17 protein-coding genes are annotated in these 18,102 nt (G+C 71.7%); 9 read left to right on the top strand and 8 right to left on the bottom strand.

Translation table 11 applies throughout. The annotated features are described in order from the left end of the window. Positions 1-19: 19 nt before the first annotated feature. Together PD653B2_RS15435 and PD653B2_RS25910 are read right to left on the bottom strand one after the other, a co-directional pair. A complete protein-coding gene (locus PD653B2_RS15435) occupies positions 20-439 on the bottom strand; it encodes a hypothetical protein (RefSeq protein WP_085873276.1) in 420 nt (139 codons plus the stop codon). Between the two features lie 119 nt (positions 440-558). After that, positions 559-693: a hypothetical protein gene (locus PD653B2_RS25910; RefSeq protein WP_278247402.1), complete on the bottom strand. Its 135-nt coding sequence runs from the start codon at positions 691-693 to the stop codon at positions 559-561. Between the two features lie 86 nt (positions 694-779). On the opposite strand from PD653B2_RS25910, the gene PD653B2_RS15430 reads away from it, so the two are divergent. Next, positions 780-1,034, top strand: coding sequence for a hypothetical protein (locus tag PD653B2_RS15430; RefSeq protein WP_133058865.1), 255 nt, complete (start codon positions 780-782; stop codon positions 1,032-1,034). A 13-nt stretch (positions 1,035-1,047) separates the two neighbouring features. Here the strand turns inward: PD653B2_RS15430 and PD653B2_RS15425 are convergent, their stop codons facing one another. After that, complete coding sequence (locus PD653B2_RS15425) at positions 1,048-1,965, bottom strand: CU044_5270 family protein (RefSeq protein ID WP_133058864.1); 918 nt, start codon at positions 1,963-1,965, stop codon at positions 1,048-1,050. After that, the gene (locus PD653B2_RS15420; protein WP_085873273.1) at positions 1,958-2,596 is read right to left on the bottom strand and encodes an RNA polymerase sigma factor; all 639 of its coding nucleotides are present in this window, start codon (positions 2,594-2,596) and stop codon (positions 1,958-1,960) included. The genes PD653B2_RS15425 and PD653B2_RS15420 overlap by 8 nt, the downstream gene beginning before the upstream one ends. 91 nt (positions 2,597-2,687) lie before the next feature. On the opposite strand from PD653B2_RS15420, the gene PD653B2_RS15415 reads away from it, so the two are divergent. The 5 genes from PD653B2_RS15415 to PD653B2_RS15395 all read left to right on the top strand — a co-directional run bounded on the left by PD653B2_RS15415 (position 2,688) and on the right by PD653B2_RS15395 (position 10,058). Further along, on the top strand, positions 2,688-4,376 hold the full coding sequence (locus tag PD653B2_RS15415) for a methylmalonyl-CoA mutase family protein (protein ID WP_085873272.1): 1,689 nt from the start codon (positions 2,688-2,690) through the stop codon (positions 4,374-4,376). A gap of 55 nt (positions 4,377-4,431) precedes the next feature. After that, positions 4,432-6,549 (top strand): methylmalonyl-CoA mutase, encoded by a 2,118-nt coding sequence (gene scpA, locus PD653B2_RS15410; RefSeq protein WP_085873271.1) that lies wholly within the window; start codon positions 4,432-4,434, stop codon positions 6,547-6,549. Positions 6,550-6,559: 10 nt separating this feature from the next. Further along, positions 6,560-7,546, top strand: a complete 987-nt coding sequence (gene meaB, locus PD653B2_RS15405) for a methylmalonyl Co-A mutase-associated GTPase MeaB (protein WP_085873270.1) — start codon at positions 6,560-6,562, stop codon at positions 7,544-7,546. A gap of 122 nt (positions 7,547-7,668) precedes the next feature. Further along, complete coding sequence (locus tag PD653B2_RS15400) at positions 7,669-8,751, top strand: ScyD/ScyE family protein (protein WP_085873269.1); 1,083 nt, start codon at positions 7,669-7,671, stop codon at positions 8,749-8,751. A 116-nt stretch (positions 8,752-8,867) separates the two neighbouring features. Continuing rightward, positions 8,868-10,058 carry an amidohydrolase gene (locus tag PD653B2_RS15395; RefSeq protein WP_085873268.1) on the top strand — a complete coding sequence of 397 codons (1,191 nt, stop codon included), beginning with the start codon at positions 8,868-8,870 and terminating at the stop codon, positions 10,056-10,058. Between the two features lie 16 nt (positions 10,059-10,074). On the opposite strand, the gene PD653B2_RS15390 is transcribed toward PD653B2_RS15395, so the two are convergent. The 4 genes from PD653B2_RS15390 to PD653B2_RS15375 all read right to left on the bottom strand — a co-directional run bounded on the left by PD653B2_RS15390 (position 10,075) and on the right by PD653B2_RS15375 (position 15,318). After that, positions 10,075-11,367 (bottom strand): ABC transporter permease, encoded by a 1,293-nt coding sequence (locus tag PD653B2_RS15390; RefSeq protein ID WP_242665299.1) that lies wholly within the window; start codon positions 11,365-11,367, stop codon positions 10,075-10,077. Further along, a complete protein-coding gene (locus PD653B2_RS15385) occupies positions 11,364-12,587 on the bottom strand; it encodes an ABC transporter permease (protein ID WP_085873267.1) in 1,224 nt (407 codons plus the stop codon). Before PD653B2_RS15385 ends, PD653B2_RS15390 begins: the two co-directional genes overlap by 4 nt. Next, positions 12,584-14,098 carry an ABC transporter ATP-binding protein gene (locus PD653B2_RS15380; protein WP_085873266.1) on the bottom strand — a complete coding sequence of 505 codons (1,515 nt, stop codon included), beginning with the start codon at positions 14,096-14,098 and terminating at the stop codon, positions 12,584-12,586. Before PD653B2_RS15380 ends, PD653B2_RS15385 begins: the two co-directional genes overlap by 4 nt. A 107-nt stretch (positions 14,099-14,205) precedes the next feature. Then, on the bottom strand, positions 14,206-15,318 hold the full coding sequence (locus PD653B2_RS15375) for a BMP family lipoprotein (RefSeq protein WP_085873282.1): 1,113 nt from the start codon (positions 15,316-15,318) through the stop codon (positions 14,206-14,208). A 181-nt stretch (positions 15,319-15,499) separates the two neighbouring features. On the opposite strand from PD653B2_RS15375, the gene PD653B2_RS15370 reads away from it, so the two are divergent. Genes PD653B2_RS15370 through PD653B2_RS25060 form a run of 3 tightly spaced genes read left to right on the top strand, consistent with a single transcriptional unit; the run spans position 15,500 to position 18,102 of the window. Beyond that, positions 15,500-15,910 carry a cytidine deaminase gene (locus tag PD653B2_RS15370; RefSeq protein WP_278247401.1) on the top strand — a complete coding sequence of 137 codons (411 nt, stop codon included), beginning with the start codon at positions 15,500-15,502 and terminating at the stop codon, positions 15,908-15,910. A 55-nt stretch (positions 15,911-15,965) separates the two neighbouring features. Continuing rightward, positions 15,966-17,252: a thymidine phosphorylase gene (locus PD653B2_RS15365; RefSeq protein WP_085873265.1), complete on the top strand. Its 1,287-nt coding sequence runs from the start codon at positions 15,966-15,968 to the stop codon at positions 17,250-17,252. Position 17,253: 1 nt separating this feature from the next. After that, a complete protein-coding gene (locus PD653B2_RS25060) occupies positions 17,254-18,102 on the top strand; it encodes an ATP-grasp domain-containing protein (RefSeq protein WP_085873264.1) in 849 nt (282 codons plus the stop codon).

The following is an 18,102-nucleotide window of genomic DNA, read 5'->3' as shown; positions in this document are numbered from 1 at the left end:
ACCTGATGGCCGGGTACATCTAGCCCTTCGGCACGTTCAGCGTCTGGGGCGGCGGGTTGCCGCGCCGGAGGTCGTCGGCGAGCGCGTGGACCCGGAGCCCGCTCGCCTGCCAGTCACCCGCCTGCTCCTCGGCGTACGGCCGCCAGCCCCGGCGTACCTCCACGGTCCAGTGCCGCCCGAGGAGCATCCGGCCGAGGACCGCGAAGGGCAGCACCAGCAGCACCAGCAGGAGCTCGACCCCGGCGACCAGCGCCAGCAGGATGAACGGGATCAGGATGATCAGCAGGACGATCCCGACGATCACGCTGATCGGGTCGTCGCCCAGCGAGCCGATCCCGAGGTCGGGCACCCCGTCGAGCGCGCCCTTCAGGCGCCGGCGCCACGGCACCCAGCGCCGGCTGACCCGCCACGTCGTCCCGTCCGGGGAGCTCACCTTCACCGGGCGAGGGTAACGGCGGGGGCCGCTGGGGGCCGACCGCAACAGCGCAATTGCGCCGTTGTGACGCCGAATGGGCCCGCATCGGTGTCGCAACAGCGCAATTGCGCCGGTGGGGACGGTCAGGACATGGCCCCCACCAGCGCCCGCGAGACGACGTACGTCGCCCCGCCCAGCGCCGCCGCCACGACGACCGTCACCACCACCACGGTGACGATCGCCTTGACGATCGTGAGCCCTCTCGACGGCTCTGTCATGTCCCTCACGCTCCTCCCGAGTCGGTCACCGGTAGGACGCGCGAGCTCCCGGACGGGTTGTCGGTGGCGGGTGCTTGGCTGCACGGGTGACGGAGCACGGTGTGCGACTCGAGGTCGACGAGGCGGGGGTGGCCCACCTCCACGTGTGCGGCGAGGGACCGGGCGTCGCGCGCTTCCATGCGCTCCTCCGGGAGGAGGCCGCCAAGCTCGCTGCTCTCGGCGACCGCGCCTCCCTGGAGGAGCGGATGGTCCGGGCCCTGGGCGTGATCGCCGACCGCCAGGCCGCGCTCGACCTGACGGCCGACTCCCACGTCATCCAGTGGGGCGGCCCCGGGCGATGAGCCCGGGGGCCGGTCAGTGCGTCAGGCCGGGCCGGTCCACGACCGCGGTGTCGACCAGGACCCCGTCGTACCACCGCTCGCCCTCGCTGACCGGCGAGCCGCCCGCCAGGGTGCCGTCCTCGAGCGCCGTCACCCGGTCGCCCCGGTAGGCGTACGTCGAGGGGTCGAGCAGCAGCTCGTGCCGGTTGCGCACCGCCGAGCCGTCCTGGGTCTCACCGGTGAAGACGACGGCCAGCACGTCGCGGCCGGCGAGGTCGGGCGCGGCGTCCTCGTCGATCTCGACGCCGGGGATGGTGGCCAGGGCGCGGAAGAGGCGTGCGTGCGCCTGGGGCGGCAGCACCGGGGCGTTGGTCAGGCTCGCCGTGACGGCGTCGAAGTCGCGGGCCGCCTGGGTGGCGCCCTCGCCGTCGACCGGGCCGTCGGTCCGGAGCCGCGCGAGCAGCGCCTCCGGGTCGGCGGGCAGCGTCGTCAGGAAGTCCCACCACTCGGCCGGGGTCGGGGTTTCGTCGTCGACGAGCGGCTGGACGTCGACCCGGGTGGAGTCAGAGGCGTGGTCGGCGAACTCGGTGCCGTCGAAGCGGGTCCAGGCCTCGCCGAGCACGCTCGGAGCCTCGCCCTGGGGTCCGGCGAACTGGTAGCTCTGGTAGACCCACTGGTCGTCGGCGGGACGCTCGACGGGGGTCGCGGCGACCGTCCGGGCCGCCAGGCCGAGCACCTCGGCGGCGCTGGGGGAGGCGCCCGGGCCGACGGCGGTGACCACGAGCGCCACCGTGACGGCGGCCGCGGCGACCGCGGCCCCGGCCGCGAGGTGCCAGGGGCGTCGCGGCGAGCGGGGCAGCGTCTCGGTGAGGAGTCGCTGGCGTACGGCGGGGGGCGGCGCGGTGTCGGGAGCGTCCGACCGGAACTCGCGGAGCAGGGTCATCTCATCCATGGCGCAGTGCCTCCTCGGTGTCGTGCGGGTGGGGGTGGTGGTCGGTGAGGGCGGCCCGGACCTGGCAGCGGGCCCGGTGCAGGCGGGAGCGGACCGTGCCGAGCGGGATGCCCAGGGCGTCGGCGACCTCCTGGTAGCCGAGGTCGGCCCACGCCACGAGCAGCAGCACGTCGCGGTCGCCGGCGGAGAGGTCGGCGAGAGCCCGGGCCAGCGGGGCGCTGTGCGCCTGGGCGGTGACCCGCTCGTCGGCCTGCTCGACCCACGACTGGGCGACCGGGTCGGTGCCGGTCCGGGCCAGGGCGCGCAGGCCGCGGACCTCGCTGCGGCGGTGCTTGCCGACCAGGTTGGCCGCGATGCCGTAGAGCCAGGGACGGGCGGTGGGGCGGGTGGCGTCGTACCGGGACCGGCCCCGGAAGGCGGCCAGGAAGACGTCGGCCGTGACGTCCTCCGCCGCGCCGGTGCCGAGGCGGCGTGCGACGAAGCGGTGGATGTCGGCGGCGTACCGGTCGTAGAGCAGCGCGAACCGCGGGGGATCCGTCAGCGAGGACGCCACGACGGCGGCGTCGTCCTCGGGCAGGTCGGTAGGGGTCATCGCGTCCGGGCCCTGGTCGGGTGGGGCACCGTCCTCCATCCCGATGTTCCCCGAACCCCCGGATCGGGTTCACGGTCGAAAAGGTCACACTCTGTAGCCGCCGTCACTCCCCGCTCTTATCGTTCGCTGCATGACTGTCGAGGGTGGGCTGGACGAGCCGACGGAGCTCGAGCCCGAGCAGGGCTCGCTCGACCTGGCGTCCCCGGAGGACTCCTGGACCGCGGCCGACTGGGAGAAGCAGGCCGCGGCGGTGCTTCGCAAGGCGAAGCGGCTGGGCGAGGACGACCCCGACGACCTGGTCTGGGCGAAGCTGACCCGCACCACGCTCGACGGGATCGACGTCACCCCGCTCGGCACCCCCGACCTCCTCGACGACCTCCAGACCAGCGGCCGGCCGACCCGCGCGGGCGACTGGGACATCCGCTCCCAGGTCTCCACCAACGAGGACGCTCTCGTCGACCTGGAGGGCGGGGTCACCTCGCTCTGGGTCCGCGGCGACGCCGACCTGGCCGCGCTCCTCGAGGGCGTGCTGCTCGACCTCGCCCCCGTCGTGCTCGACGGCCAGGACCCCGCCGCCTTCCTCGCGTACGCCGAGGGCCGCGAGCTCCACCCCGCCACCAACCTCGGCGTCCCGGCCGCCGAGGCGACGGCCGACGTCGCGAAGGCCGCGCAGCGGGCCGAGGTGCTGGCCTTCGTCGTCGACGCGACGCACGTCCACGACAAGGGTGCCTCCGACGTCCAGGAGCTGGCCTGGTCGATGGCCGCGGGCGCGACGTACCTCCGCACCCTCACCGGCGCCGGGCTGAGCGTCGACGAGGCGGCCGGCCTGGTCGAGTTCCGCTACGCCGTCACCGACGAGCAGTTCCCCTCGATCGCCAAGCTGCGTGCCGCGCGCCGGCTGTGGGCGCGGGTGCTCGAGACGAGCGCCGCGGAGACCCGCGAGATGCGCCTGCACGCGGTCACCAGCCGGCCGATGATGAGCAAGTACGACCCCTGGGTCAACATGCTGCGCACCACCGTCGCGGCGTTCGCCGCCGGGGTCGGGGGAGCGGACAGCGTCACCGTGCTGCCCTTCGACAGCCCGCTCGGCCGACCCGACGCGTTCGGTCGCCGGATCGCCCGCAACACCTCGCACCTGCTCATCGACGAGGCCCATGTCGCCCACGTCGCCGACCCCGCCGGCGGCTCGTACGCCGTCGAGAAGCTCACCGACGACCTGGCCCGCGCCGCCTGGGGTCTGTTCGGCGAGCTGGACGACGCTCCCGACCCGCTCCAGACGCTGGACGCCGGCATCGCCCGGACCGTCGCGAAGCGCGAGGCCGAGATCGCCCAGCGCCAGCGCCCGATCACCGGCCTCACCGAGTTCCCCCACCTCGGCGAGGAGCTGCCCGCGCGCGAGCCCGATCCGACGGCTCCCGCGGTCCGCCGCTACGGCGCCAGCTTCGAGGCGCTCCGCGACGAGCCCCCCGCGACTCCGGTCTTCCTGGCGACCCTCGGCACCGTCGCCCAGCACACCGCCCGCGCGACGTTCGCCACCAACCTCTTCGCCGCCGGCGGCATCGCGCTGACGACCGAGGCGGGCGACCACCGCGTCGTGTGCGTCGCCGGCACCGACGCCGCGTACGACGAGCACGGTGCCGAGACCGCGGCAGAGCTGCGGAGCAAGGGCGCCGAGTGGGTGATCGTCGCGGGCAGGCCCCGCGACTGGGCCGACGACTCCTGCGCGATGGGCGTCGACGCCCTGGACTTCCTGACCCGCACGAGGCTTGTCCTGAGTGCGCGAGGGACGAGCGGTATCGAAGGGGAGAAGCCGACATGATCCCACCCCACAAAATCGCTCCGCTGGCGCTCCGCGATTCCGCGGGGACCCCGACATGAGCGTCCCGGAGAGCTTCAGCAGCGAGCCGTGGATGTCCCCCGAGGGCATCGAGATCAAGCCGTCGTACGGCCCGGAGGACCTCGCGGGGCTCGACGCGCTCGGCACCTTCCCCGGCCTGAGCCCGTTCCTGCGCGGGCCCTACCCGACGATGTACACGACCCAGCCGTGGACGATCCGGCAGTACGCCGGCTTCTCCACCGCCGAGGAGTCCAACGCGTTCTACCGGCGCAACCTCGCGGCCGGTCAGAAGGGCCTGAGCGTCGCGTTCGACCTGGCGACGCACCGCGGCTACGACTCCGACCACCCGCGGGTGCGCGGCGACGTCGGCATGGCCGGCGTGGCGATCGACTCGATCTACGACACCCGCACCCTCTTCGAGGGCATCCCGCTCGACGAGATGTCGGTGTCGATGACCATGAACGGTGCCGTGCTGCCGGTGCTCGCGCTCTACATCGCGGCAGCGGAGGAGCAGGGGGTGGAGCCTTCGCAGCTCGCGGGGACCATCCAGAACGACATCCTCAAGGAGTTCATGGTCCGCAACACCTACATCTACCCGCCGGCCCCGAGCATGCGGATCATCTCCGACATCTTCAGCTACACCGCCGCGAAGATGCCGCGCTTCAACTCGATCTCGATCTCCGGCTACCACATCCAGGAGGCCGGGGCGACGGCCGACCTGGAGCTCGCCTACACGCTGGCCGACGGCGTCGAGTACATCCGCGCTGGCCTCGACACCGGCATGACGATCGACCAGTTCGCGCCGCGGCTGTCGTTCTTCTGGGCGATCGGCATGAACTTCTTCATGGAGGTCGCGAAGCTGCGCGCCGCCCGCGCGCTCTGGGCGAAGCTCGTGCGCGAGTTCGACCCGCAGAACCCCAAGTCGCTCAGCCTGCGCACGCACAGCCAGACCAGCGGCTGGTCGCTGACCGCGCAGGACGTCTTCAACAACGTGCAGCGCACCGCCATCGAGGCGATGGCCGCGACCCAGGGCCACACCCAGTCGCTGCACACCAACGCCCTCGACGAGGCCATCGCCCTGCCGACCGACTTCTCGGCCCGGATCGCGCGCAACACCCAGCTGCTGCTGCAACAGGAGAGCGGGACGACGGGCACGATCGACCCGTGGGCCGGCTCCTACTACGTGGAGCGGCTGACCCACGACCTCGCGGAGCGCGCCTGGGCGCACATCCAGGAGGCCGAGGCCGCGGGCGGCATGGCCGCTGCGATCGAGCAGGGCATCCCGAAGATGCGCATCGAGGAGGCCGCGGCCCGCACCCAGGCCCGGATCGACTCCGGCGCCCAGAAGGTCATCGGCGTCAACACGTACCGGCTCGCCGCCGAGGACAAGCTCGACGTGCTCCGCGTCGACAACGACGACGTCTACCGCCAGCAGATCGCGAAGCTCGAGCGGCTGCGCGCGGAGCGCGACGACGACGAGGTCCGCCGCACGCTCGAGGCGCTCACCAACTCCGCCGAACGCGGAGCGACCAAGGACTCCCTCGACGGCAACCTGCTCGCGCTCGCGGTCGATGCCGCCCGGGCCAAGGCCACCGTGGGAGAGATCTCCGACGCGCTGGAGAAGGTCTACGGCCGGCACCAGGCCGTGATCCGTACGATCAGCGGCGTGTACAGGGACGAGTCGAGCCACGGCGACGGCACCCTGCTCCAGCAGGTGCTCGACGCCACCGAGGAGTTCGAGGAGGCCGAGGGCCGCCGCCCGCGCATCCTGGTCGCCAAGATGGGCCAGGACGGCCACGACCGCGGCCAGAAGGTCATCGTCTCGGCATTCGCCGACATGGGCTTCGACGTCGACGTGGGTCCGCTGTTCTCGACGCCGGAGGAGGTCGCCCAGCAGGCGGTCGACGCCGACGTGCACATCGTCGGCGTCTCGTCGCTCGCGGCCGGCCACCTCGCGCTGCTGCCCGCCCTGAAGCAGGCGCTCGCCGACCAGGGCCGCCCGGACATCATGGTCGTCATCGGCGGCGTGATCCCGCCCGACGACGTGCCCACGCTCCTCGAGATGGGTGCGGCTGCGGTGTTCCTGCCGGGCACGGTGATCGCCGAGTCGGCCCTCGACCTGCTGGCGAAGCTGCGGGAGCAGCTCCACCACTGATGGCGCGCTGATGCCGGACGTCGCGGCGCTGGTCGAGGGCATCCGCGCCGGGAAGCGGGCCGCCGTCTCCCAGGCGATCACGCTCGTGGAGTCGAGTCGGCCCCAGCACCGCGCGGACGCCCGCGAGCTGCTGGTCGAGCTCGGCGGCGAGCGCTCCGGCGTGCAGTCGCCCGCCGTGCGGGTCGGCATCTCCGGCGTCCCCGGCGTCGGCAAGTCCACGTTCATCGAGGCGCTCGGCTCCCGACTGACCGCCGCTGGTCACCGGGTCGGCGTGCTCGCGGTCGACCCGTCGAGCGTGCGCACCGGCGGCTCGGTGCTCGGCGACAAGACCCGGATGGCCCGGCTCGCGAACGACCCGTTCGCCTACATCCGGCCCTCCCCGTCGGCGGGCACGCTGGGCGGCGTCGCGCGGGCGACCGTGCAGGCCATGGCGGTGCTCGAGGCCGCGGCGTACGACGTGGTGCTCGTCGAGACCGTCGGCGTCGGCCAGTCCGAGGTGACCGTCGCGGGCATGGTCGACACGTTCCTCTTCCTCACCCTGGCCCGCACCGGCGACCAGCTCCAGGGCATCAAGAAGGGCATCCTCGAGATCGCCGACGTGATCGCGGTCAACAAGGCCGACGGTGACCGCCAGCAGGAGGCCCGGGCGGCCGCCCGCGACCTGGCCGGCGCGCTGCGGATGGTGCGTGGGCACGGCGAGTGGGCGCCCCCGGTGGTGACCTGCTCGGCCCTCGAGGACATCGCGGTCGACGACGTCTGGGAGCAGGTGCTCTCCCACCGGGAGCACCTCGGCGTCGGCGGCCTCGCCGACAAGCGCGCCCGCCAGCAGCTCGACTTCACGTGGGCGCTGGTCCGCGACGAGCTCGACCAGCGGCTGCGCCACTCGGCCGCCGTGAAGGCGATCCGCGAGGAGGTGCGCGAGGCCGTGCTGTCCGGCGAGCTGCCGGCCACGCTCGCCGCCGACCGGATCCTCGCGGCCTACGACGAGCGTGCCTGAGCCGGTCGGGCCACCCCGACGCACACCGGATCGTCCGGGCCGAATGGGACAAACTGATCATGTGCCCGGGACACCGGGCCCTCCAGACTGACCGACACATCAGTCACCTACGGAGGAAGCCCATGCGTCGTCGCACCCCCCTGATCCCCGTGGCCCTGGCAGCGCTCGCGCTGGTCGCCACCGCCCTCGCCCCCGCGGCGACCGCCGCCGCGCCCGACACGGTCGTCGACGGCCTCGTCTCGCCGCTCAGCGTCGCCGTGGCCGACGACGGCACCGTCTACGTGTCCCAGAACTTCGCCGGCCTGATCACCCAGGCCACGCCCGGGACGGACCCCGAGGCGATCTTCGCCGACGAGGGGCAGCGCGAGATCGGCGGGCTGTCCTACTCCAGCAACGCGCTCACGTTCACGGCCACCTCGCAGGGCGGCCCGGCCAACGCCCGCGTCTACACCCTGGACGGCGAGGGCAACCAGACCCAGATCGCGAACACCTGGGCCTACGAGAAGGCCCACAACCCCGACGGCAAGCAGACCTACGGCATCAGCGGCCTCTCGAAGTCCTGCACGAAGTCGATCCCCCAGGCGAACCGCCGGGGCGTCGTCCCCTACCAGGGCATGAAGGAGTCGCACCCGTACTCGACGACCAGCGCCGGCGAGACGACGTATGTCGCCGACGCCGCCGCGAACGCCGTCTGGGCGATCAGCGCGAGCGGGACCCGGACCCTGGCGGTCCTGCCGCCGGTCAAGGCGACCGTGACCAAGAAGATCCGCAAGGCGTTCGGTCTGCCGAAGTGCACCCAGGGCAAGACCTTCAAAGGTGAGCCGGTCCCGACCGACGTCGAGGTCGGCCCCGACGGCAACCTCTACGTCACCACGCTCGGCGGCGCGCTCGGGGAGTCGCTGCCGGTCGGCAGCGTCTACCAGGTCGCTCCGGCGACCGGCAAGGTCACCTTGATGGCCGGCGGGCTGATGAGTCCGATCGGCATCGCGATCTCGCCGACCGGCACGACCTACATCTCGCTGCTCTTCCCGGGCGTCGTGATGCAGCAGCCGTTCGGAGGCGACGCCACGGTCTTCGCGGAGATCCCGGCCCCGGGCGACGTCGACTACAGCGCCGGCAACGTCTACGTGACCCAGTCCGACTTCATGAACGACGGCAGCGCACCGCCCGCGGGCGCGGTCCTGAAGTTCCCGACGGACGGCTGATCGCCGCCTGAGACGAGCGCGGGCCCCGGTCGATCGGCCGGGGCCCGCGCAGCTATTTGTGCGTCGGGGGCTGGACGGGTGCCCGGCCCGACAGCCGGTGAACTAATCTCGATCTGATGTCCGATGCCGTCTCCACCCCGATTGCGTCCCTGATCGAGTCCGTCGTCGACGAATGCGACGACGAGCTGGTCGGGCTGCGCCGTGACCTGCACGCCCACCCCGAGCTCTCGTGGCGGGAGGTCCGCACGTCCGCCCTGGTCGCTGCGCGCGTCCGGGCGGCCGGCTGGCGGGTCACCGAGCTGCCGCGGGCCGGCCTGATCGCCGAGATCGGCGACACCGGCCCGATCGTCGGCCTGCGCGCCGACCTGGACGCGCTCCCGGTCCCCGACCTGACCGACGACCCCTGGATGAGCACCGTCGACGGCGTCACCCACGCCTGCGGCCACGACGTGCACACCAGCGCGCTGGTGGGCGCCGCCGTCGCGCTCGGGCGCGTCCACGAGCAGGGTCTGCTCCGGGGTCGGGTCCGGCTCCTCTTCCAGCCCGCCGAGGAGGTGATGCCCGGTGGTGCGCTGTCACTGATCGAGCTGGGCGCCCTCGACGGCCTCGAGCGGGTCTTCGGCCTGCACTGCGACCCCACCCTGGACGTCGGCAAGGTCGGGCTCCGGGAGGGGCCGATCACCGGCGCGGCCGACCACCTCGACGTCACCCTCACCGGCTCCGGCGGCCACACCTCGCGCCCGCACCTCACCGAGGACCTCACCTACGCGCTCGGCAAGGTCGTCACCGAGCTGCCGTCGATCCTGTCGCGCCGGCTCGACCCGCGCTCCGGGGTCAGCGTCGTCTGGGGCATCGTGCGGGCCGGCTCGGCCCACAACGTCATCCCGGCGACCGGTCGCGTGGGCGGCACCGTCCGGATGCTCGACGCCATCGCGTGGGGCGAGGCCGAGAAGCTGGTGCCGCTGCTGGTGGAGCAGATCGTCGCGCCGTACGGCGTGCACGCCCAGGTCGACTACCAGCGCGGGGTGCCGCCCGTCGTCAACGACGTGGAGTCGATCGTGCACCTCGGTCACGCCGTGGAGCGGGTGCTGGGCACAGCGGGGCACGTCCCCACCCAGCAGAGCCTGGGCGGGGAGGACTTCGGCTGGTACCTCGACCGGGTGCCCGGCGCGATGGGACGCCTCGGGACGCGGACGCCGGGCGGCCCGACGTACGACCTCCACCAGGGCAACCTGCGCGTGGACGACCGGTCCGTCGGCATCGGCGCGAAGGTGCTGGCCGGGGTGGCCGTCGCCGCGCTGACCTGACGGCGACCCCGGACCGCTAGCCCTTCCGGTAGGGGATGCCGTCCGCAGCGGGCGGCCGCGACCGTCCGACCAGGCCGGCCACGGCGAAGATCGTCACGACGTACGGCAGCATCAGCATGAACTCGCTGGGCACCGGCGAGCCGATGACCGACAGCACGCCCTGCAGGTTCGAGGCGAAGCCGAACAGGAGCGCGGCCAGCGTCGCGCGGATCGGGTCCCACTTGCCGAAGATCACCGCGGCCAGCGCGATGTAGCCCGCCCCACCGGTCATCTCCCGGTTGAACTGGGGGACCGAGACCAGGGTGTAGAAGGCGCCGCCCATCCCGGCCACCGCGCCGGCGATCAGGATCGTGCGGTAGCGGGTGCGGATGACGTTGATGCCGACCGTGTCGGCGGCCGTCGGGTGCTCGCCGACGGCGCGGACGCGCAGACCCCACCGGGTCCGGTAGAGCGACCAGGTGACGACCGCGACGGCGATGTAGAGCAGGTAGACGACGGCCGACTGCCGGAAGAAGATCGGTCCGATCAGCGGGATGTCGCCCAGGACGGGGATGACGACCGCGGTGAACCGCGGCGGGGAGTTCAGCGTCTCCGCGTTGGGCGCGAGGACCTGGGTGAACATGAAGCTGGTGAGCCCGATGACGAGCACGTTGAGCACCACGCCGACGATCACCTGGTCGACGAGGTAGGTGATGGCGAACAGCCCGAGGATCAGCGCGACCAGGGTGCCCGCGACCATCGCGGCGACCAGGCCCGCCCAGGTCGAGTTGAGCGCCGACCCGATCATCGCGGCAGCGAAGGCGCCCGCCAGGAGCTGGCCGTCGATCGCGATGTTCACGACGCCGGACCGCTCGCCGAGCACGCCGCCGAGGGCGCCGAACACCAGCGGCACGGCGAGCGCGAGCGACCCGGACAGGAGGCCGACGACCGGGATGGTCCCACCGCTGGCAGCCCAAGCCAGGAAGCCGATCATCCACCCCAGCGAGTAGATCACCATCAGCCACAACGGCGTCTGGAGCTTCCTGCGGTAGAGCACGATCGACCAGCCGGCGCAGAGCAGGCACACGATGATCAGGACCCACGCCGTGAGCGTGGAGGGCACGGTGACCCTCGGGAGCTGCGCGAAGTCGCTGGGGACCGCCAGGCGGAAGGTGGTGTCGCCGTCCTGCGGGAAGAACGCCACGACGAGCAGCAGCCCGGCCGTCATCACGCTGAGGATGACCGCGGCCTTCTTGTCGACGACGGTGGTGACGCCGGCAAGGGGCGTCTCGTGGAGCGGGATGCTGGCCTCGCTGGTCGGGGTGCTCACTTCGCCTCCTTGGCGGGCAGCCGGAAGATGGTCCGGATCAGCGGCGGCGCCGCCAGGAACAGCACGATCAGCGACTGCACCACCAGCACGATGTCGACGGGGATGTCCTGCGAGGCCTGCATCGCGAAGCCACCGGCCTTGAACGCGCCGAACAGGATGCCGGCGGCCAGGATGCCCAGTGGCCGGGAGCGGCCGAGCAGGGCGACCGTGATGGCGTCGAAGCCGATGCCCGCATCGAGGTCGACCGTGATGCCGCTGGTGACGGTGCCGAGCACCTGGTTCGCGCCGGCGAGGCCGACCAGGGCGCCGGCGATCAGCATGACCAGGACGTAGACCCGGCCGACGTTGATGCCGGCGGCGCGCGCGGCCTCCGGGTTGAGGCCGACGGCGCGGATCCGGAAGCCGAGCGACGAGCGCTCCAGCAGCCACCAGGCGAAGGCCACGGCGACCAGGGCGATGACGAAGCCGAGGTGCAGGTTGTACTGGTCGCCCAACAGCTCGGGCAGCTGCGCCGAGTCCTTGACCGGCAACGACTTCGGGTTGAACGAGTTGGGCGCCTGGAGCAGGCTCTGCTTCGAGAGGGCGAAGAAGACCAGGTAGAACGCCACGTAGTTGAGCATGATCGTGACGATGACCTCGTGCGCGCCGGTGCGCGCCTTGAGGAGACCGGCGATGCCGGCCCACAGGGCGCCGGCGATCATCGCGGCGACCAGGGCCAGGCTCAGGTGGAGCACGGCCGGGAGGTCGAACTGGTAGCCGACCCACCCCGCGGCGGCGCCCGCCATCAGCATCTGCCCACGACCGCCGATGTTGAACATGCCGGCCCGGAACGCGAGACCGACGCCGAGGCCGGCGACGATCAGCGGTGCGGCGAACTTCGCGGTCTCGGTGAGCGGCCGGATGCCCTGGTCGAACGAGACGGCGTTGGTGTTGTAGACCGAGCCGCGGAACAGGGCGGTGTAGGCACCCCACACGGCGTCCCAGGTCGCCTGGAAGAAGTCACCCGGTCGCGCGCCGATGTAGCCGGCGGTCGCACGGACCTGCTCGTCGGTCGCGGCGATGAGGACCGACCCGACCACGATGGCGAGGAGCACCGCCAGGAAGCCCACCGTCACGCCACCGGAGGCGATCTCCCGGAAGGTCTCCCGCCAGCGATTCCGGTCGGGTGCCTCGTCGGGCTCCGTGGGTGGGTGCTGCTCGGTTCCGACTGCGCTGCTCACGCGATCGCCCCTTCCGGACGCTCACCGGTCATCATCAATCCGAGTACGTCGCGCGGGGTGTCCGCCGGCACGATGCCGACGACGCGGCCCCGGTAGAGCACCATGATGCGGTCCGCGAGCGAGACGACCTCGTCCAGCTCGGTCGACACCACCAGGACCGCCATCCCGGCGTCACGGCCCGCGACGATCTGCTTGTGGATGAACTCGATCGAGCCGACGTCGACGCCGCGGGTCGGCTGGGCGGCCACCAGGAGGGACACGTCGCGCGACAGCTCGCGGGCGACCACCACCTTCTGCTGGTTGCCGCCGGAGAGCTGGCCGGCCAGCGTCGTGATGCCGGGCGCGCGGACGTCGTACTCCTCGAGCTTCTCCTTCGCGAAGCCCTCGAGCCGCTCGAGCTGGAGCGTGCCGTGACGGACGAACGGCTCACCGTGGCTGCGGTTGAGCATCAGGTTCTCGGCGATGGTGAACGCACCGACCAGGCCCTCGGTCTGGCGGTCCTCGGGGATGAACCCGACGCCGGCATCGAGGATGTGCCGGACCGAGCGTCCCACGAGCTCCTCGCCGTGGAGGCGGATCGAGCCCTCCACCCGGTCCTGGAGTCCGAGCAGTGCCTCGGTGAGCTCGGTCTGGCCGTTGCCCTGGACGCCGGCGACCGCGAGGATCTCGCCCGCGCGGATCGTGAAGCTCACGTCGTCGACGTGGACGCGTCCGGCGGCATCGATGACGCGCAGCCGCTCGACGTCGAGGGTGTCCGGGCCCGGCTTCATCGGGTCCTTGTGGACCGTCAGCTCGACGGGACGACCGACCATGAGCGAAGCGAGCTCGGCGTTGCTGGCCTTCGGGTCCGCCTCGCCCACGACCTTGCCGAGGCGGATCACGGTGATCTTGTCGGCCACCTCGCGGACCTCGCGCAGCTTGTGGGTGATGAAGACGATGGCCTTCCCGGACTCCTTGAGCTCCCGCATGATCTGCATCAGCTCGTCGGTCTCCTGGGGCGTGAGCACCGCGGTGGGCTCGTCGAGGACGAGCACCTGGGCGTCGCGAGAGAGTGCCTTGATGATCTCGACCCGCTGCTGGACACCCACCGGGAGGTCCTCGACGAGCGCGTCCGGGTTCACGTGGAAGCCGAACTGGTCGGAGATCTTCTGGACCCGCTGGCGGGCCTCGTCGACGTCGAGCGTGCCGGCGAAGCCGGTCGACTCGTTGCCGAGCATCACGTTCTCCGCGACGGTGAAGACGGGGATCAGCATGAAGTGCTGGTGGACCATGCCGATGCCGGCCGCGATCGCGTCGCCCGGGCCCGAGAAGTGCTGGACGACGCCGTCGAGCTCGATCTCTCCGGCGTCGGCCTGGTAGAGGCCGTAGAGGACGTTCATCAGCGTGGACTTCCCCGCGCCGTTCTCGCCGAGGAGAGCGTGGATCTCCCCGGGTTCGACGGTCAGGGAGATGGCGTCGTTGGCAACGAGCGTTCCGAAGCGCTTGGTGATGTCGCGGAGGACGAGCTTCATGGCACGGCATCCTAGTGTCGAGGGGTGGGCCGAGAACGAGAGAGGGAAGGTCGGCTGGGCCGACCTTCCCCCTCTCGTCGGGATTCTGTTGAGCTAGACGCTCAGGCTCACTGGTTCAGGTAGGAGTTCACCGGGATGGAGCCGTCGATGATGCCCTGCTTGATGGTGTCGAGCTTGTCGGCCAGGTCGGGGTTGACCTTGCCGTCGAAGTTGTGGAACGGGGCGATCCCGACGCCGTCGTTCTCGAGGGTGCCGACGTACGGCGTGAAGTCGAAGTTGTCGGCGTCGCTCTCCGCGGACATGACCGCCTCGTAGGTCGAGACCTTCATGTTCTTGAGGACCGACGTCATCACGACGTCCTGGGTGTTCGGGTCGGTCTCGAACAGGTCGGCGTCGACACCGAGCATGGCGATGTCCTTGCCGGAGTCGGCGATCGCGGTCAGCGCGCCCTGGTAGATCGGGCCACCGACCGGCAGGAGCACGTCGGCGTCCTGGTCGATGAGCTGCTTGGCGGTGTTGGTCGCCTTCTCGTTGGCCTCGAAGCCACCGGTGAAGCTACCGTTCTTGCCGTCCCAGCCGACGACCTTGATGTCCTTGCTGTTCTCCTGGTTGTAGTAGTCGACACCCTGCTTGAAGCCGTCCATGAAGATGGTGACCGTCGGGTACGGCTGACCGCCGTAGGTGCCGACGACGCCGGTCTTGGAGTAGTCGGCAGCGGCGTAGCCGGCGAGGAACGCGGCCTGCGCGGTGTCGTACAGGAGGGGCTTGATGTTCGGCTGGTCGGCCTTGCCGTCGAAGGTCTGGCCGTCGTCGCCGCCGTCCGCGGCGTCGTCGATGAGGACGAACTTGATGTCCGGGTTCGCGGCTGCGGCCTCCTTGGTCGCCGCGGCCAGCGCGAAGCCGACGGTCACGATGACGTCGCAGCCCTCGGAGACCAGGCTGTCGATGTTCGGCGCGTAGTCGTTCTCGCTGTTGGACTCGACGTCCTTGAAGTCGGTGCCGAGCTCGTCAGCGGCCTGCTGCACGCCCTCGAAGCTGAGCTGGTTGAACGACTTGTCGTCGAAGCCGCCCGCGTCGGACACGATGCAGGGCAGGAAGTCCGAGGCCGCGGTGGTGCTTCCGTCGCCGCCGTCGCTGGAATCGTCCGGGGCGCTGCCACATGCGGTCAGCAGGGCGGCAGTCAGCAGTGCGGCTGCGCCGCCACCTGCGGCCTTCCTCATCTTGTTCACAATTTCCTCCAGAATCTTCGCCCGTCGGGTACGCGCGACAGTCGGCCACCGTACCGAATCAGGTCGGTCAGGAGGGCCTTACGCGGGAAAGATTGTGTAACGGTTATCGTGTCCTCGTGAGGGCTGCCGTCGAGGGCATGATCTGCCGCAAGACTGACGGCGGTGGGTTCTCGTGACCGCCGCTCCGGGTGACGCCGCCGGCACCGCATGGGCCTCGCTGCAGGAGGCCGCCGTCGAGGCGATGTCCCACGCCTACGCCCCGTACTCCGGCTACCCGGTGGGTGCCGCCGCCGTCGTCGACGACGGCCGCGTCGTGGCGGGCTGCAACGTCGAGAACGCGGCGTACGGCGTCACCCTCTGCGCGGAGTGCGGGCTGGTCAGCCAGCTGCACATCACCGGCGGTGGCCGGCTCACGCACTTCGTGTGCGTCAACCGCGACGGCGACGTGATCATGCCGTGCGGGCGCTGTCGTCAGCTGCTGTTCGAGAACGGCGGTCCCGACCTGCTCGTCCTCACCGTCTCCGGGGTCAGGCCGATGAGCGAGGTCCTGCCCGACGCGTTCGGGCCCGACGACCTCGCCTGACGCACCGGAACAGGTCGGATCCGGGCCTCGGGCACCTGCATGGGAGGGTGACCCCATGAGTGGACACGACGCGATCGAGGTCATCTCCGCCAAGCGCGACCGGCACGAGCTGTCGGACAGCCAGATCGACTGGGTGATCGACGCGTACACGAAGGGCGTCGTCGCCGACGAGCAGATGTCGGCGCTCGCGATGGCCATCTTGCTGAACGGGATGACCCGGCGCGAGATCGCGCGCTGGACCGACGCGATGATCGCGTCGGGGGAGCGGATGGACTTCTCGACGCTGTCGCGCCCGACCGCCGACAAGCACTCCACCGGTGGGGTGGGCGACAAGATCACGCTGCCGCTGGCGCCGCTGGTCGCCGCCTGCGGGGTCGCCGTACCCCAGCTGTCCGGCCGCGGCCTCGGTCACACCGGCGGCACCCTCGACAAGCTGGAGTCGATCCCCGGCTGGCGTGCGGCGCTGTCCAACCAGGAGATGTTCGCCCAGCTCGAGTCGGTGGGCGCGGTCATCTGCGCGGCCGGTGCCGAGCTCGCGCCCGCCGACAAGAAGCTCTACGCGCTGCGCGACGTGACGGGAACCGTGGAGGCGATCCCGCTGATCGCGTCGTCGATCATGTCGAAGAAGATCGCCGAGGGCACCGGCGCACTGGTGCTCGACGTCAAGGTCGGGACCGGCGCGTTCATGAAGGACGTCGACCAGGCCCGTGAGCTGGCCGAGACCATGGTCGCGCTCGGCACGGGCGCCGGGGTGCACACGGTCGCGCTGCTCACCGACATGTCGACGCCGCTGGGTCTGACCGCCGGCAACGCGATCGAGGTCGCGGAGTCGGTCGAGGTGCTCGCCGGCGGTGGCCCTGCCGACGTGGTCGAGCTGACGCTCGCGCTGGCCCGCGAGATGCTCGCCGGCGCCGGACGCGACGACGTCGACCCGGCCGACAAGCTGGCCGACGGCTCGGCGATGGACGCCTGGAAGCAGATGATCCGCGCCCAGGACGGCGACCCCGACGCGGCGCTGCCCGTGGCCCGCGAGTCCCACGTCGTGACCGCGCCGTCCTCCGGCGTGCTGACTCGCCTCGACGCGATGGCGGTCGGGCTGGCTGCCTGGCGGCTCGGCGCCGGCCGGGCCCGCAAGGAGGACCCGGTGCAGGCCGGGGCCGGCGTCGTCTGGCACGCCCGGCCCGGAGACGACGTCACGCAGGGCGAGCCGCTGTTCACGCTGCTCTCCGACGACGAGCACCGCTTCGCACGAGCCCTCGAGTCGCTCGAGGGCGGCTTCGACATCGAGCCCGCAGGCACGTCGTTCGAGGCGACCCCGCTGGTCATCGACCGCATCGGCTGACGTGCGGGTCCTGCTGGCGACGTTCTGTCTCTGCCCCGACGGCGAGCCGGGTGGGGCGGCCCTCACCGACGCGCTCACCGCGCGCGGCGTCGACGCGACCTGGGCCGCGTGGGATGACGCCTCGGTCGACTGGGCGGGCGCCGACCTGGTGGCGGTGCGCGCCACGTGGGACTACCACCGCCGGTTGGCCCCCTTCCTGGCCTGGGCGCGCGCGGTGGAGGAGCGCAGCACGCTGCTCAACGGAGCCGACACCTTCGGGTGGAACCACGACAAGGGCTACCTCCTCGAGCTCGGGGCCCTGGTGCCGGTGGTGCCGTCGGAGCCGGCGTCCGACGACGACCTGCTCGGTGGCCTGAGCCGGGCGCTCGACCGGTGGGGCACCGTGGTCGTCAAGCCGCGGATCGGCGCCAGCGGCGTGGGCCTCGTGATCGCCGACCGCACCGACGACCCGCGGCTGGCCGGGCTGACCACCGGGCCCTGGCTGGCCCAACCCGTCGTCGAGTCGGTCCGTACCCGCGGCGAGACCTCGGTCGTCGTCGTGGGCGGGCGCGCGGTCACCCAGGTCGACAAGCTCCCGGCGACGGGAGAGGTCCGGGTCCACGAGGAGTACGGCGGGCGCAGCGTCGCCGTGCCGGTGGAGGACGCGGCCGGCGCCCTGGCCCGACGGGCCGTCGCCGCGGCCGAGGACCTCCTCGGACACCCGCTCGACTACGCGCGGGTCGACCTGATGGAGCACGAGGGCGAGCTCGTCGTGAGCGAGCTCGAGCTCATCGAGCCCGGTCTCTACCTCGACCTCGCCCCCGAGGCCGCGGCACCCTTCGCCGACCTCGTCGTCGCCCGCCTCCCGTGA

The sequence above is a fragment of the Nocardioides sp. PD653-B2 genome, assembly GCF_002117935.1.
Taxonomy (GTDB): domain Bacteria; phylum Actinomycetota; class Actinomycetes; order Propionibacteriales; family Nocardioidaceae; genus Nocardioides.
Note: the sequence above shows the minus strand (reverse complement) of the source record. Positions and strands in the feature narration are given on the sequence as shown.